Raw genomic sequence first — 16,217 nt, forward strand, 5'->3', positions numbered from 1 at the left:
CCGCTGTTTCCCTTCCTTTAACCATGAAGACGTTGACACACCGTCAATAACGCCAGACCAACGTGACGCCTGCGCTGTTCACCGCGCTGGCCGTGCCGCGGGCGGTGGAGCGGGCGTGGGCGGCGCGAATCCCCAGTTCCAGCCCGTCCACCGGCTCCCAACCCAGGGAAACCGCGCCTTGCGGGCCGCTGCGCCCCCGCCGGTCGTAGGCGTAGCCGAGCTGCGCGGCATAGCGGACATAATCCGTGACATGGTCCTCGACATTGATCTGGAGCGCGTGGACCTCGCGCGTCGCAGCCGGCAGCGGGACGTAGGTCTGTCCGTCCGCGTTCTGCCGTTCCTCGCGGTGGCCGACATACTCGGCGTCAAGCACATAGGCGACGCTGGCGAGCGGCCCGGCCGTGTTCAGGGTGTAACGCAAGGAGCCTTCCACCGTGGCGCTGCGCGCCAGATCGGCGGCCCCGGCCAGCCCATAGCGGTTGTACCCGGCACCGAGCGACAGGGACCAGCGCTCCGACAGCCGCTCCTCATGCTGTAGGAACAGGCGGTCGCGCCTGCCGCCGTCGACGATGCCCTCCAGAAAGGCGAAGTTGGGCTCGCTCCAGGCGAAGCCGGCGCGGGTCTCCGACTCCTCGTCGCGCCAAGCATGGGTGTAGCCGGCGCCCAACGTCTGCGGGGCGGCGTAGACGGACAGGGTGGAGCGTTGCAACTCGGGCCAGTCATGGACCAGCCCGACCTCCAGCCGCGACCGCGCGCCGTGGAAGGGCTCCAGCCGGCCATCGGCGCGCTGGGCGGCGTCGACATCCACCTCTCGCCGTTCCAACGCCCATGTCAGGCTGGTCGAGCGGCCGAGTTCCTGCACGCCGCTCAGCCGGGCGATGCGCTGCATGTCGGCGTTGCGCACCTGCTGCCAATCGACGTCCAGGCGGGCGCGGTCGGCATTAGCGTGCAGAAGCAGTGCCTTGCCCTGGACCAGCGACGGTTCGTCGGGCGTCAGCTCCAGCGCGCTGTCATAGGCCATGACCGCCTCGCGCCAGCGGCCGAGCCGCTCCTCCGCCTGGGCCAGCAGGGCGGTGGACTGGGCATCCCGCGGGTCCTGCGCCAGCAGGTCGTGCAGCACCACCCGCGCCGAACGGACCTCGCCGCCTTCCATCAGGGCCAGGGCACGGAAATAGTCGATGCGGCGCCCGGCTGCCCGGTCGGCCGCCTCGGCCTGCGGCGTCGGGCGCACGGCGGGGGCGCGGGCCAGTGCAACAGCGACGCCCTTGGGGTCCGCCGCGATCTCGGCCGTGACGTCGGCGGCGAGAACCAGGACGACGCTGTCGTAGCCGTAGAGGATGTTGTCGATCCAGGACTCCAGCCGCTCCGGCACGCGGTCGAGCGCGACCTCGCCGAGTGGCCGGCTGAAGCGCAGGACGATTTCACGGCCCTGGCGCTCCACCTCGGTTGCGACCGGAGCGGTCCAGCCCAGGGTGAGGCGGGCGGCGCGGTCCTCCCGCACGGTCTCCAGCCGGACGGAGGATGGCGCCGGCTGGGCGTGGATGGGGGTGGCGGCGAGAAGGAGGGTTAGGAGAAGCACCCAGAATCCCCTCTCCCCCCCGGGGAGAGGGTTAGGGTGAGGGGGATGCGTGGCGAGTATTCTCGGGAAGTCACGCGATGTGACCCCCTCACCCCGACCCTCTCCCCGGGGGGGAGAGGGGGTGGATTGCGGGGATCGGTCACGGAAGAGCCAGGACACGGCGGGCCTCCGGCAGTCGTCCGTTTTCGATCAGCATCGATGCATAGTCCGCCTTCAGCTGCCGGTCGCCGGGGCGGCGCTTGCGCAGCGATTCGAACAGAGCCACCGCGTCGTCCACCTTGCCCAGCCGGTTCAGCAGGTTCGCCTCCGTCAGGACCGCCGCGTCGCCCCGGACGCCGCGGGCGCGCAGCTGGGCCAGCGCGGTGCGGTAGAAAGGTGCGGCGGCGGCCGGGCGCTTGAGGGCGGTCAATGCCTCGCCCAGGAAGTAATGCGCCTCGTAATCGTCGGGACCGCGTGCGGTGAAACGGCGCAACAGGCGCTCGGCGTCGGCGAGGCGATTCTCGTCATAGGCCAGCATGCCCAGCTGGCGCAGCGCGTCGGCATCCTCCGGCTTCTGCGCCAGCAGCGCCGTCCAGGCTTCCCCGGCGGCGGTGCGCTGGCCGGTCTGTTCGGCGAGGCGGGCATAGCGGCGCAGGCGGTCGGGCGCGGTTTCCTCGCGCAGGGCGGCACGCAGGGCGACCGCCAGCTCCTTGCCCTTGCCGGCCGACGCGAGGGCCTCGATGTAGGGGGCCTTCAGCGCCGGCTGGGTCGGCGGGCCGGCTTGCGTGACGAGGCCGGCGGTGACACGGGCGCCGCCGCCGAGTTCGGCCAGACGGTCGTACCATGCCGCCTGCTCGGCCGGGCCCGCCGCCGCCTTGGCCCGCACCTCCAGCCAGTCCAGCGCAGCCGGGGGCGGACGTGGACCCCACAGATAGGCCAGCTGCCTGAAATCGTCGCTCTGCGGCCCCTGCGCGGCGGCCAGCCGTTGCAAGGCCTGCTGCGCCCCTGCCTTGTCGCCGAGCGCCAGCAGGGCGGAGGCCGGCTCCCGCCGCCGTTCGACCGGCAGGCGGTCGTCGGTCGCGCGGGCCAGCAGGTAGCGGCGCAGGTCGGCCTTGCGGCCCAGCTTTTCCAACGTGCCGCGATAGAGCGAGTCCTCCGCCTCGGCCAGCGGGGCGGCGACAGCCTGCCGTTGCAGCAGCGCGGCGAGATCGGGCAGCGCGTTCGCTTTGGCGGCTGCATCGGCATAGGCCGCCAGCCAATCGCCGCCCAGCCGCTCCGCCCGTACGCGCAGCAGCGGCAGCGCGGCGCGGTAGGCCTTGTGGTCGAGCAGCAGATAGGCGATGCCCTGCTCCTCCACGTCGGTCAGTCCACCCTTCGCCAGCTTGGCGGTCAGGTGGCGGGCCAATTCCTCCGACCGGCCGGCGCCGTCGAGCGCCGCGATGTAGGCGGCCTCCACCTCCGCACCGCCCTGGTCGAGCAGGGGTGCCAGCAGCGGCAGCGCCTCCGCCGGTTTACCGGTCGCGGTAAAGGCGGCTGCGACGGCCAGACGGCTGCGCGGCGAGGGGTCAAGCGCAAAGGCGCGTTGCGCGGCGACCAGAGCCAGCGGGGCGGCACGTCGATCAGCAACGGCCCGTTCGGCGGCGCTGCCGGCGATGTCCTGCAACAGGGCGGCGGGCAGCACCGGCTGGGCGGCCAGCCAATCGGCGACGGCATCGGGATCGCCGGCTTTGGCCGCCAGCCTCGCCCAGCCCTGGTACGCCGCCGGCGAGGGCTTTGCCTGCCGGCGCGCGGCGAACCAGTCCAGGCCGGCCGGCGCGCGGTCGAGGTCGATGAACAGGGCGGCCAACTCCTCCAGTTGGTCGTCGGGCAACTGATCGCCGGGCGACCGATCGTCGGAGAGAGAGTCCGACAGTGCCAGACGGTCGAAGGCCGCGGACGCGGCGGCACGGCGGCCGGCGCGGTCGAGAATGCGGATGACGGCCAGCCGGTCGCCGAGGGTCAGCGCGCTCCCGGCCAGACCGCGCTCCGCCCAGCGCGCGGCGGCATCGGCATCGCCGCGGCCGAGCGCGATGTTTGCCGCCAGCACCGGGTAATCGACCAGGAACCCCTCGCCCAGTTCGTGATGCAGGCGGTCGAGGAAGGGGCGGTCGCCGTCGCGCAGAGCCGTCTCGGCCAGCCCGGCCAGCACCCAATCCGGCACCAGACGCAGGTCGCGGCCCTTGGCGGCACGCAATGCCTCCTGCGCCTGCCCGGCACTCAGCGCCAGCGCCAGCAGCCGGCCGAACTGGGTGTCCTCCACCGGGCCGGACAGCGCCGACAGGCGGGTCCGCGCCTCCTCCCGGCGGTCGGCGGCGATCAGCAGGTCGATGTAGGTCAGTTCCAGCGCCAGCGCGGGCTTTCGACCGGTCCCTTGCGGCCCGATCACCTGTGGTTCGATCAGCCGCAGCCCCAGGTCCGGACGGGATGCCGCCGCCAGCTGGCTCGCCAAACCGATCATGGCGGCGACGGTCGGCTGCTCGCCGAGCCAGCGCCGGGCGCGGCCGAAGGCATCCTCCGCCCGGCCGAGGTCGATCAGCAGGCTCATCAGCATTTCGCGGCTGTCTGCGCCGATGTTGCCCTGGGCGCGGTCGTCGGCGTACAGAAGCCGGTCCACCGCGCCGGCATGGTCGCCGCGCGCCGCCAGCAGGGCGGCCAGTTCCTGCTGCGCCTCGACATCGTCGGGCGCCAGCGCGCAGTAGCGGGCCAGCGCATCGGCCTTCAACGCCATCCGGTTGCGGAAACCAGCGGCATAGGCCAGTTCGCGGTAGAGGTCGGCGCTGTGCCGCAGCTCCGCCAGGACCGTCAGGTTTTCCAGATAATCGCCGGGCCGCTGGGCATCCTGGTAGAGGCGGTTCAGCAACTCGCGCGCCTCGATCGAGGACGGTTCGGCGACGATGAACTCTTCGGTCAGGGCGATGGCGCGCTCCACGTCGCCCTGGGCCAGCGACAGGCGGGTCAGCGGCATCACCGTGGCGCCGCCGCGGTCGCCGGCGGCATAGCGCTCCTCGTAGACGGCGCGGGCGCTGTCGTAATCACGGTCGCGGAATTTCTGCAGGGCAAGCTCGCCGCCGCGCGGGATCAGCAGCAGGCTGGCGCCGATGCCCACGAGCAGCACCAGCAGGACGACGAGGATGTTGGCACGCATCGCCGCCTTACCCCGCCACGCCGCCGTTGGGACGAAGGATGGGACGAAGCCGCAGCAGCAGCGGAGCGATGCCGGAAACCGGAACGGTCAGCGCCAGTCGGCCATCCTCATCCGCGGTCGCGGTGCCGGTCCACAGAACGGTGCCGTCACGCTCCGCCGTGACCGTCCAGGGACCGGGACGGGGAACCCGCCAGACCATGGCGCCCTCGCCATAGCCGGCGGCGGCGACGCGGAAGCCAGCGCCCTCCCCCGCGCCCTCCCCCGCCAGGGCCGAGAAGGCCCAGCGCCCTTCGACCAGATAAGGCACGGACGCGGGCGGATCGCGGTCGGCGCGGTCGATCTCGGCGAGCGCCACCACCGGCTCCGCCACGGCGGGGTCGAGCGCGACATAGAGGCTGCCCTGGCTGTGGCGCTGGCCCAGTACCCCGGCGGAACGGGCGAAATCGACCGCGGTGGCGCTGGCCCGGTCGAAACGCAGCGTGTTCAACGCCCCACGGTCGCGCACGCGCCAGCGCTGCCCACCCTCCAGCGGCTCGAACCGCGCAGTGTAGAAGCCCTCGGCAATACGGGCATAGGTGGAGGCGGCGACCGGGGCCAGCTCCTGCCCACGGGCGGCGGTCAGCACCGAAACCAGCGCGTTCAGGCTGGCCGCCTTCTGGCCGCTGTACATGTGGTAATAGACGTTGAAGGGCTTCAGCCGGATCGGACCGCCGGCATGCCGCATGGTGTTGACCAGATTGCGGTAGCCGTAGAAGCGGTTGGTCCACAGGTCCGTGTAGGTGTTCTCGTTGCTGCCGGCGGCGTAGATCTGGCGCTCCGCCCCCACCGGCAGGCCGACGGGTGGCAGGCCGGTGATGGAGGGGAAATCGGCGTCGAACCGGGCGTCGCCGCCGTTCATGTTGACGCCGCCCGCCTTGCGCACCGCCGCCAGCGCCGCCTCGTATGGGGACGTATCGCCCGACCACTGCACCAGCACCGCCCGCTTGCCGGCGGGCGCCAGCCGGGTGAAATAGTCCAGCGCGCCGCCGATCTCCTGGTCGAGGTCGAAGGGCTGCTGCAGATAGGCGCGCGGAACGGCATAGCGGCCGATGTCCGACACCTCGCCCACCGTTTCCGCCGCATGGTCGTCGCCCTTGGCGGGGCGGTAGGTGCCGTCGCGGTCGAGAAACGGCGCTTCCTTCTGCCGGCTGTAGTCCTTGAAGAAGGCCCATTGGAAGGGGTGGGTCCAGGTGTGGCTGGCCGGTTCGACCTGCGGCAGGGCGAACAGTTTCTTGGCGGCCTCCACCGACTGCGGCGTGCCGTTCCAGGTCGGGTCGAGGTCACCGACGATGGGGGCGACGGTCACCGGCAGGTCGGGAAAGGGCTCGATGGCGGCGATGCGCACCATATCGGCGGACAGCACGCGCTTGGCGGCATGGGGCGCCACCTCCGTCACGTTGCGCCAGCCATCGCCGTCGATGTGGCTGAAATAGAGCCGCCGGCCCGACAAGGTGGTAACATCGGGCTTCGGCAGGTCGTCGGTGGCGAAGGCGTCCCGGAAGAAGGCGAAGGGGTCGACGATCCATTGGCGCCGGTTGTACTCGGCGTCGAAATAGCGGCTGTAGCCTTCGGCCGCCAACCCGCCGGCCGGGCCGGTCACCACCAGATGGCTGTCGCCGGCCGGGTCGTCCGCCCGCCGCATCACCAGATGGGAGGCGACGCGCGCATCGGTCTTGCGGAACAGCGGGTAACCGGGCAGCACGCCCGACAGCGGCCGTTCGAAACCGATCATGCCATCGGCGAGCGCCGGCTTGGATTTATAGGTCAGGTCGGAAAAACCGTCGTCGTCGCGCAGCCCGAAGCGGGCGAAGAAGCGGTTGGCGAGCGCCAGCGGCACCGGCCTGCCGCCGCTTTCCAGCCGCACCCCCGGCTGGCCCAGCACGGCGAAGCGGACGCCGCTGTCCATCGCCCGCCCCACCCAGTCGATGTAGGCGCCGACATCGGCGAAGGGCTCCCCCGCGAACCAGGTGACGACGCCGCGCAGCCCCGGATAGCGCGACAGGTCGGGAAGGCCGTCGGCGACGTTCCAATAGACGACGGACAGGCCCAGATGGTTCAGCGGAAGTTCCGCCATCGTGTGGATGCGGCCGAGGCGGATCGTTTCCTCTTCGCGCAGGTCGACCAGCGCCAGGATGATGCGCGGCACCTCCTGCCGGAATGGTGCGGCCGTGGGCTGCGCGCCGGCCGCCGTGGCGGGAGCAGCCCACGGCAGCAGAAGGCCGAGCGCCAGCGCCGTCACCGCCGCTGCCGCCTTGGCGATGCTCATCACCGGGGCGGCTCCGGGATCAGGCGGTCGAGTTCGACCGTCGAGACATAGGGGGAAAAGCCGTTGGCCCGCTGCAGCGCATAGATGGCCCGGACGCCCGCCGTATCGGCCGGATCCCAGTAATCGAGCGTAAGCAGGCCGAGCCGCGGGTTCAACGCGCCGGCGGCCTTCAGCGCCTCCACCTGGAACCGGTAATCCTCGGCGCTCTGGCGGTGCGGGCGCTTGGCGGCGAAATCCCAGCCGGCATAGACGCTCTCCCCCAGCACATGGCTCAGCAGCGGCGCGGTCTGCGGCAGGATTTCATACGCGCGGTTCTGCATCAGGCCAATATCCGGCCAGTTGCGGCGGATGGCCCGCACCAGGGCCGCCGCGGCATCGGTCATACCGCGCCAGCGCTTCGGATCGGTGCGCTCCAGATGCGGCGGGTTGTCGAGCGTGTCGAGGAAGACGCCGTGGAAGCCTTCGCGCAGGATCGCCGGAACCAGTTCCTCCACCACCAGCTTGACCCAGCGGCGGTCGCGGACGTCGACATAGAAGCTGCCGGGCCAGTTGGGGTTCTCCTGGTCCAAGATGCCCCAGTCCTTCACCCGGCCGAACCAGGGACGGTGCGTCTCCACCTCCCCCACGCTGAGATAGCCGAACAGGGTCTTGCCGCGGTCGGCCAGCGGCTGGAGCGGCGGATGGGCGCGGCTGTCCAGAACCAGCAGGCGGTAGGGCTGGAAGGCCGACAGCGGAGCGGCATCGGCGTAATAGACCGCCCAGGGAGAAAAGGAGGACCGCGAAGCGGAAGCTTGGCCGGCCTCGGCGGCCCGCAAGGGGCGGTTGGGCAGCGCCAGCGACGCCGCACCCGACACGAGCCCTGCGGCGACAGCACGCCGCCCGATCAGACCACCGATCACGCCAGCCGAACCCTTCCCGACGCTTACCCGACCTGAACGGTCAGCCCAGCCACGCCAGCGTCTTGCGCAGCCCGTCCTCCAACGGCGTGTCGCAACTCATGCCGAAGGCGGCGACGAGGCGCGACGGATCGCCGATGGACACCCGGATGTCACCCGGCCGCGCCGGGCCGTGCCGGCGGTCGAGAGGCCGGCCGGACAGCTCCGCCAGCACCTCCGCCAGCCGATTGACCGAAGTCGGACGGCCGGTGCAGACGTTGAAGACCGGTGCGCCGGACCTTGGGCCGGACCTTGGGTTATCCATCGCCGCGGTCAGGTATCGCACCAAGTCCTTTACAAAGATGAAATCGCGAACCTGTTCGCCGTCACCGTTGATGGTGACCGGCTCTCCCCTCACGATCCGGCCGGCGAAGATGGAAATGACGCCGGAATAGGGTGATTTCGGATCCTGGCGCGGTCCATAGACGTTGAAGAAGCGGAAACCGGTGGTCGGCACGCCGTGCACGATGTCGGCAACCCGCGCATGCAGTTCGCAGCCCAGCTTGTCGGCGCCATAGGCGGACAGCGGGCGGGTCGCCGCGTCCTCGGTCAGCGGCATGGCCGGATTGTCGCCATAGACGGCGGCGGAGGAGGCGTAGACCACCGGCACCGGCCCCTTGGGGTTGGCGCGGCGGGCGGCGTCGAACACGGCGATGGTGCCGGACTGGTTGGCATGGTGGGTTTCCAGCCACGCTTCGCGCGAGCGGTCGACGGAAGCGACGGCGGCCAGATGGAAACAGCCGTCCACACCGCTGCCGTCAGGACCGGCCATCGCCGCCTCGACCGCCGCGGCGTCGGCGACGTCGCCGACCGTCACCGGCACTGACGGAGGCAGGTTCTCGCGCTTGCCGGTGGACAGGTCGTCCAGAACCCTGACCTCGTGACCGGAGGCCAGCAGCCGCTCGATCAGGTGCGAGCCGATGAAGCCGCAACCGCCGGTGACCAGGTAACGCGCCATCGCTGCGGCTCCTTCCGATTTTGGGTATATGGTGGAAAGTACGCGAGGATTAGGATGGCGGATCTCACGCCGCCCGCGGAAATCGCCCGGACCCGCTCAGGCGGCGGTCAGGAAACCGGCGACGGCGGCCTGGAATTCCTTGGGCTTGATCGGCTTGGAGACATGACCGTCGAAGCCCGCATCCGCCAGGCGACGCTTGTCGGCGGGGGTGGCGAGGTTGGTTACGGCCAGAACCGTCGTCGCGGCGAGGTCGCCGTCGGCGCGGATCTGCTTGATCAACTCCAGCCCCGACAGGCCGGGCATGACGATGTCCATCACCACCAGATCCGGAACCATCTCGCGCATCAGCGACAGAACCGAGGTGGCGTCGGACGCCTCGACGACGGCGAAGCCGCCTTCCTCCAGGCAACGGACGAAGAGCTTGCGCATCAGCACATTGTCTTCGACCACCAGGATCGTCCGCGTCTTTTCGACCGTGTCCACCATCTCGTCATCCGGACCTTGGTTCCGCGCCCCGTGACGCCGGCCATGCGGCGCCGACCGGCGCGCAGGACCACACACGGCATATCCACGCGGTATTTCACATGTAACTCAGTGTCTACGGCTTTTGGTTTCGCCGGTCAAGCAGCCCACAGCTTTGGAGAAGGGCACTTTCACCGATGTTGTGTGAAACTTGTTGCAGGAGTGCCATGAATAGTAGGGCTGCGCTTTCCACTGGCGCGATCGGTCCGGTTGAGGCCATCCTCGCGGCAAAGCCGGAGATCGATCTTCCGCACGATCATCCGGGGGGACCATTCGGGTCCGCAAACCAGGGAGACAGAGCATCGTGACAGCGCCCTTCATCCTCTACGGCAACGTGAATTCCCAGCCGGCGACCCGCGTCGCGCTGTTTTTCCGGCTGGCCGGCATCCCGTTCCAGTACCGGCATGTCGACCTGCGCAACGGGCAGCAGAAGTCGCCGGAATACCAGGCGATCAACCGGTTCGGCCGGGTGCCGACGCTGGTGCATGGCGACCATTCGATTTCCGAATCCAGCGTGATCCTGACCTATCTTGCCGAACAGACCGGGCAGTTCGGCGGTCGCGACGACGCCGAGAAGCTGCGCATCGCCGAATGGCTGAGCTGGCTGGCCGACGTGCTTCTGCCGGTCCAGCGCGCCCGGGCCGTGCGCAAGTTCAACGGCGACGCCAACGCCCTGCCCTGGCTCGACGCTTCCGCCGCCAGCGGCATGAAGCTGTTCGACGAGCATCTGGCCGGCCACAGCTTCATCCAGAGCGAACGGCTGACCATTGCCGACATCTTCGCCTTCCCCTGGATCGACCTGCTGAACGAATCCGCCATCGAGGCGAAGGACTACCCCAACGTCCAGGCCTGGGCCGACCGCATCCGCGCGCAGCCGGGCTACAAACCGCAGTATGAGCTGATGCCGTCGGCGGATGCGGAGTGCTGAGGTAGGATTCTTGCGGCGTTAGACCCCCACCTAACCTCCCCCGCTCTCAGCGGACCTACGGTCCGCCTGCCGCGTCAGCACAAAGCACAGCTTTGTGCGAGAGCTGGGCGGGGGAGGGTTAGGGTGGGGGTCTAACTCCGCGTGTCGTCGATCACCTTGCCGTCATTGGGCAGACTGCCCGGCGGCACGAATTCCACCGCCCCTTTCAGCTTGGTCACCGACGACAGCGTCTCGCGGATGGCGGCGGCGAGATTGTCCCCGCTCTCCTCCGCCTCGCAGCGCAACGTCATGGTGTCGCTGGCGTCCTGGCGCCCGACGACGAGGCGGCCGCGGGAGAGCTGGGGATGGCGGCGCAGCACCTCGGCAACCTGCCCGGGATGGACGAACATGCCCTTGACCTTGGTGGTCTGGTCGGCGCGGCCCATCCAGCCCTTCAGCCGCATGTTGGTCCGGCCGCAGGGGCTCGTTCCCGGCAGCACCGCCGACAGGTCGCCGGTGGCGAAGCGGATCAGCGGATAGGCCGGGTTGAAGATGGTCACCACCACCTCGCCCACCTCGCCGTCCGGAACCGGGTCGCCGGTGCCGGGGCGGACGATCTCGACGATGCAGCCCTCGTTCACCACCAAACCTGAGCGGGCTTCGGTCTCGTAGGCGACGATGCCCAGGTCGGCGGTGCCGTAGCTCTGGTAGACGTCCAGCCCGCGCGCCTCGTAGAAGGCGCGGGCGTCGGGCAGATAGGGGCCGCCCGACACGGCGGCGATGCGGATGGAGGAAACGTCGAGGCCCAGCGCGTCGCCCTTCTCCAGGATGATCTTCAGGAAGTCGGGCGTGCCGATATAGCCGCGTGGCTTGAGGCTGGCGACGACCTGCGCCTGCATTTCGGTGTTGCCGGTGCCGGCGGGGATGACAGCGCAGCCGACGGCGTGCGCGCCCGTCTCGAACATCGAGCCGGCGGGAGTCAGGTGATAGGCGAAGCAGTTGTGGGCGAGGTCGCCGGCGCGGAAGCCGGCGGCGAACAGCGCGCGGGCGCTGCGCCAAGGATCGACGCCATGCGGCTCCGGATCATGGATCGGGCCGGGCGAGGCGAAGACGCGGGCCAGCCGCCCGATCTCCACCGCCGCCAGACCGCCGAAGGGCGGGTTCGCCTGCTGCAGCGCGATCAGGTCGGCCTTGCGCGTCACCGGCAGGGTGGCGAGCGACGCGCGGTCGTGGATCTCCGCCGGGTCGATCTCCGCCAGCAGCCGGCGGAAATAGGGAGCGTTGTCCTTGGCGTGGTGCAGATGGGCGGGCAGCGCCGCGAACTGCTCGGCCTCGCGCCGGTCGGAGGAACGGGTTTCGAGGTCGTCGTAGAAGTCGGTCATGGTCGTTCGTCCGTTCAGGGGTCGGCCGATCATCGCCAGTTTTGCCCCTCCCTCTTGCCCCCACCCCTACCCTCCCCCGCTGGGCGGGGGAGGGGGTAAGCGCTAGTCGGGAAGAGTGGCGGCAGTCCCCTCCCCCGCATCGGACGGACCTTCGGTCCGCCGAGAGCGGGGGAGGGTTAGGGAGGGGGCATCGTCAGCCGACGCCTCCCCGCTCAAATCCAGCGCTTGCGCCGCTTGAAGCTCTTGAGGTTCTTGAAGCTCTTGCGCTCTTCGTTGCCGCCGCCGAGGTAGAATTCCTTCACGTCCTCGTTGTTGCGCAGCTCTTCGGCAGTGCCGTCCAGCACGACCTTGCCGTTTTCCATGATGTAGCCGCGGGATGCCGCCTGCAGCGCCATGCGGGCGTTCTGTTCCACCAACAGGATGGTGACGCCCAGATCCTTGTTGATCTGCTGGACGATGCTGAACACCTCCTTCACCATCAGGGGCGACAGGCCCATGCTGGGTTCGTCCATCAGGATCAGCTTCGGCCGGGCCATCATCGCGCGGCCGATGGCCAGCATCTGCTGTTCGCCGCCGGAGAGATAACCGGCAAGGCCGGTGCGCTCTTTCAGGCGGGGGAAGTAGCTGAAGACCATGTCCAGGTCGTCCTTCACCCCGTTGTCACGGCGGGTGTAGGCGCCCAGGCGCAGGTTTTCCAGGCAGGTCATGTCGGCGATGATGCGCCGGCCCTCCATCACCTGGAAAATTCCCTTGCGGACGATCTGGTCGGGGTCGATGCCGTTGATGCGCTCGCCATTGAAGGTGATGTCGCCGCGCGTGACCTCGCCGTCCTCAGTTTTCAGCAGGCCGGAGATCGCCTTCAGCGTCGTCGACTTGCCGGCGCCGTTGGCGCCAAGCAGGGCAACGATCTCTCCCTCCGGCACCTCCAGGCTGAGGCCGCGGAGCACGAGGATCACGTCGTTGTAGACGACCTCGATGTTGTTGACGGACAGCATCATCCGCTTCGCAGCCGTGACGGGCGGTACAACGGGTGCGTTGGTCGAAGCGGCCGTGGCGGTGGTCTGCATGCGGCACCTGAACTGTTCGGAAGAAGGGGGGCGCCCCCGCCGCGAAAAAGCGGAGGCGCCAGGCACTCAAAGGCTTACCAGCCCAGCCATTCCGGCTTGCGCGGCACATCGACGGTGGTCAGCTTGTCCAGCTTGATCGTGCCGGCCTTGACCAGCTCGTCCACGCCGGCGCCGGTGTCGCCGCCGACCTTGGCGCGGTAGATGTTGACCGCCGTCATGCCGCGGTGGTCGTTCTCGGTCCAGGTCGAGGGAACGCAGACGCCCTCCAGCCCGGCCGGGACCCAGTCCTTCTTCTGGTACATCGCCTTGCGGATGTTCGGACCGGTGACGCCGCCGTTCTTCGACGCCCAGTCCATCGCCTCCTTCATGTAGAAGGCGGTGCAGACGCCGGCCATGTAGTGCACCGGACGATAGGCGGTGCCGGCCGCGTCGGACATCTTGGAAATGTCCTTCAGCGTCTTCATGCCCGGCACTTCGGCGTTCCAGGTCACTGCGGTGCGCATCGGGAACACCACGCCGTCGGCGGCGGCGCCGGCGGCCTTGGCGGCGTTCTCGTCCATGCCCCAGACATTGCCCATGAACTGCACCTTGGCGCCGACCGTCTGGCAGGCCTTCAGCACCGAGATGTTGGAGCCGGCGGTGTTGCCGAGATAGGCGTAGTTGACGCCGGACTGCTTCAGCGTCAGGCACTGGGCGGTGTAGTCGCCGGGGGTCAGCGCGAACTGCACGGCCGGCAGGACGTCGAAGCCCAGCTCCTTGGCCAGCTGCTCGCCGGCATCCTTGGGCGCGTTGGGATAGGGGTGGTTGGCGCCCATGTGGACGTATTTCGGCTTGCCCTGGCCGCCCTGCTTCTTCCAGTCCTCGGCCGCCCACATCAGCATGCCGCGCAGCGCGTCGGAGTAGGACGGGCCGTAGAAGAAGTTGTAGGGGGCCGGCTTGGAGCCGTGCGGGCCCTTGCCGGTCGGATCGGTCAGGTGGCCGGAGTAGGAGCCGGAATAGGCCGGGATCTCGTCCTTGCCGACGAAGCCGGTCAGCGCCTCGGTATCGGCGGTGCCCCAACCCTGCAGGGCCGCGATCTTGTCGCTGCCCGACGACCACTTCTTGTACTGGCTGATGGCGCGCGGCGCCTGATAGCCGTAGTCGACGGTGTCGACCGCCAGCTTGGTGCCGTTGACGCCGCCCTTGGCGTTGATGTAGGCGAGCGCGTCCGCCACACCCTGCGCATAGGGCACGCCGACGTCCGAGGTGGCGCCGGACTGGTCGGCCAGATGGCCGACCGGGATGTCGGCGTAAGCGGTGGCGGTGGTCGCCAGCAGGAGCGCGCCAGTAACGGCAGTGGTGGCGAAAAGCGCGGTCTTGATCGACATGGTGCGTTGACTCCCCATTCTGTTCTGTTTGTTGACCGGCAAAGCGTCGAAACTCAATGCGAGAAGGGATAGAGCTTCCAGTAGGCCTTGATCTGCTTCCAGCGGTGGGCCAGCCCGTCGGGCTCGAACACCAGGAAGAGGATGATGACGAGACCGATCGACATCTCGCGCAGGAAGGCGATGTTGTCCTTCAGGTTCAGCGCGGTATCGATGGCGGTGCCGCTGACCAGCTTGGTGAGCGCCTGCATCGCCTCCGGCAGGAAGACCATGAAGGCGGTGCCCATCAGCGTGCCCATGATCGAACCCAGCCCGCCGATGATGATCATGCCCAGGAACTGGATCGAGAAGAGGATGGTGAAGCCCTCCACCGACACGAACTGCAGGTAATGGGCGTAGAGGGCGCCGCCGATGCCGGCGTAGAAGGCGGAGATGCCGAAGGACATCGTCCGGTACTTCGTCAGGTTGATGCCCATGATCTCGGCGGACAGGTAATGGTCGCGCACCGCCACCAGGGCGCGGCCGTCGCGGGTCCGCATCAGGTTGGTGGCGAGGATGTACATCACCACCAGCGCCACCAGGGCGACGTAGAAGTACCGTTCGTCGGTGTCGAAGGCGAAGCCGAAGATGGTCAGCGGCTCGGCGATGGTGCCGGCAGTGCCGCCGGTGAACCAGTCGGCGCGGGCGAAGAAGTCCTGCAGGATGTACTGCGCCGCCAGCGTGGCAATGGCGAGGTACAGACCCTTCAACCGCGCCGCCGGCATGCCGAACAGCAGCCCGACCAGCGTGGTGACCACGCCCGCCAGCGGGATGGCGAGCGCCACCGGAACGCCGACACTGTTGTTGAGCCAGGCCGAGGCGAAGGCGCCGAAGCCGAAGAAGGCGGAATGGCCGATGGAGATCTGGCCGGTGAAGCCGACCAGGATGTTCAGGCCGAGCGCGGCGATGCCGAGATAGCTGATCTGGATCAGCAGGCTGAGCCAGTAGCGGTCCATGAAGGCCGGGCAGGCCAGCAGGAGGACCACTCCCAGGATCGCGAAGTTGCGGCTGGTCTTCGTCGGGAAGATGGTGGTGTCGGTCCCGTAGGACGTCTTGAAATCGCCGCTCGGGATGATGCTGATGTTCGCCATGGGGGCCTCACACGCGCTCGATGTCTTTGGTGCCGAACAGGCCGTAGGGCTTGATCATCAGGATGGCGATCAGGACGTAGAAGGGCGCGATCTCGTACATGTTGCCCCAGTTCAGCCACTGGCTGTCCAGGTAGTGCGCCATGTTCTCCAGCACGCCGACGATCAAGCCGCCGACCACCGCGCCGATGACGCTGTCGAGACCGCCCAGGATCACCGCCGGGAACACCTTGATGCCGAAGAAGGACAGGGCCGACGACACGCCGTTGACCACGCCCACCGTGACGCCGGCCACCGCCGACACCATGGCGGAGATCGCCCAGCTCATCGCGAACATGTGGCGGACCGAGATGCCCAGCGACTGCGCCACCTGCTGGTCGAAGGCGGTGGCCCGCATGGCGAGGCCGGTCCGCGAGTATTTGAAGAACCAGCCGAAGCCCGCCATGATCAGGATCGAGATCAGCAGCGACATGACGTAGACGGTCTGCACCTCCAACCCGAACAGGTTCATGGTGGGGCTGGCGAAGATCGGCGGGAATGGCTTGGCGAAGACGCCGAACATCCACTTCATCGCCGCCTGGAAGACGATGGACAGGCCGATCGTCACCATGATGACGGAGATGATCGGCTCGCCGATCATCGGCCTGAGCACGACGATCTGCAGGATGACGCCGAAGGCCAGCATGAAGACCAGCGTGATCGGGAAGCCGATCCAGAAGGGCAGTTGCCAGCTGGTGAGAAGCCACCAGCAGGTCCAGGCGCCGATCAGCAGGAATTCGCCCTGCGCGAAGTTGACGATGCGGCTGGCCTTGTAGATCAGCACGAAGGACATGGCGACCACGCCATACAGCGCGCCGACGATCAGGCCGTTGACGAGAAGCTGAAACAGAAGGGTCATGGCGTGGCCT

At 68.7% G+C, this 16,217-nt stretch carries 12 protein-coding genes; 1 reads left to right on the forward strand and 11 read right to left on the reverse strand.

Features of this window, described 5'->3' with window-relative positions; genetic code table 11:
* Positions 1 to 43: 43 nt before the first annotated feature.
* From J2Y49_RS16900 to J2Y49_RS16925, 6 genes are all read right to left on the reverse strand, one after another.
* Positions 44 to 1,579 (reverse strand): tetratricopeptide repeat protein, encoded by a 1,536-nt coding sequence (locus J2Y49_RS16900; RefSeq protein WP_310116027.1) that lies wholly within the window; start codon positions 1,577 to 1,579, stop codon positions 44 to 46.
* 139 nt (positions 1,580 to 1,718) lie between these two features.
* Positions 1,719 to 4,742, reverse strand: a complete 3,024-nt coding sequence (locus J2Y49_RS16905; protein ID WP_310116028.1) for a tetratricopeptide repeat protein — start codon at positions 4,740 to 4,742, stop codon at positions 1,719 to 1,721.
* 7 nt (positions 4,743 to 4,749) lie between these two features.
* Entirely contained in the window at positions 4,750 to 7,047 is a 2,298-nt protein-coding gene (locus J2Y49_RS16910) for a hypothetical protein (protein ID WP_310116029.1), read from the reverse strand.
* A complete protein-coding gene (locus tag J2Y49_RS16915) occupies positions 7,047 to 7,946 on the reverse strand; it encodes an endo alpha-1,4 polygalactosaminidase (protein WP_310116030.1) in 900 nt (299 codons plus the stop codon). The genes J2Y49_RS16910 and J2Y49_RS16915 overlap by 1 nt, the downstream gene beginning before the upstream one ends.
* Positions 7,947 to 7,986: 40 nt before the next feature.
* Positions 7,987 to 8,940: an NAD-dependent epimerase/dehydratase family protein gene (locus tag J2Y49_RS16920; RefSeq protein WP_310116031.1), complete on the reverse strand. Its 954-nt coding sequence runs from the start codon at positions 8,938 to 8,940 to the stop codon at positions 7,987 to 7,989.
* 96 nt (positions 8,941 to 9,036) lie between these two features.
* The gene (locus tag J2Y49_RS16925) at positions 9,037 to 9,426 is read right to left on the reverse strand and encodes a response regulator (protein WP_310116032.1); all 390 of its coding nucleotides are present in this window, start codon (positions 9,424 to 9,426) and stop codon (positions 9,037 to 9,039) included.
* A 340-nt stretch (positions 9,427 to 9,766) separates the two neighbouring features.
* Between J2Y49_RS16925 and J2Y49_RS16930 the strand changes: the two genes are divergently transcribed.
* Complete coding sequence (locus tag J2Y49_RS16930) at positions 9,767 to 10,390, forward strand: glutathione S-transferase family protein (RefSeq protein ID WP_310116033.1); 624 nt, start codon at positions 9,767 to 9,769, stop codon at positions 10,388 to 10,390.
* Between the two features lie 131 nt (positions 10,391 to 10,521).
* Here J2Y49_RS16930 and J2Y49_RS16935 read toward each other — a convergent pair whose 3' ends face one another.
* The 5 genes from J2Y49_RS16935 to J2Y49_RS16955 all read right to left on the reverse strand — a co-directional run bounded on the left by J2Y49_RS16935 (position 10,522) and on the right by J2Y49_RS16955 (position 16,207).
* Complete coding sequence (locus tag J2Y49_RS16935) at positions 10,522 to 11,751, reverse strand: AMP-binding protein (protein WP_310116034.1); 1,230 nt, start codon at positions 11,749 to 11,751, stop codon at positions 10,522 to 10,524.
* Between the two features lie 212 nt (positions 11,752 to 11,963).
* On the reverse strand, positions 11,964 to 12,818 hold the full coding sequence (locus tag J2Y49_RS16940) for an ABC transporter ATP-binding protein (protein WP_370540490.1): 855 nt from the start codon (positions 12,816 to 12,818) through the stop codon (positions 11,964 to 11,966).
* A gap of 74 nt (positions 12,819 to 12,892) precedes the next feature.
* A complete protein-coding gene (locus J2Y49_RS16945; RefSeq protein WP_310116035.1) occupies positions 12,893 to 14,185 on the reverse strand; it encodes an ABC transporter substrate-binding protein in 1,293 nt (430 codons plus the stop codon).
* A 53-nt stretch (positions 14,186 to 14,238) separates the two neighbouring features.
* Complete coding sequence (locus J2Y49_RS16950) at positions 14,239 to 15,312, reverse strand: branched-chain amino acid ABC transporter permease (RefSeq protein ID WP_310116036.1); 1,074 nt, start codon at positions 15,310 to 15,312, stop codon at positions 14,239 to 14,241.
* Positions 15,313 to 15,319: 7 nt separating this feature from the next.
* Positions 15,320 to 16,207 carry a branched-chain amino acid ABC transporter permease gene (locus J2Y49_RS16955; protein ID WP_014187949.1) on the reverse strand — a complete coding sequence of 296 codons (888 nt, stop codon included), beginning with the start codon at positions 16,205 to 16,207 and terminating at the stop codon, positions 15,320 to 15,322.
* Between the last annotated feature and the right edge of the window lie 10 nt (positions 16,208 to 16,217).

Source organism: Azospirillum sp. BE72 (assembly GCF_031455875.1).
In the GTDB taxonomy this organism is placed as follows: domain Bacteria; phylum Pseudomonadota; class Alphaproteobacteria; order Azospirillales; family Azospirillaceae; genus Azospirillum.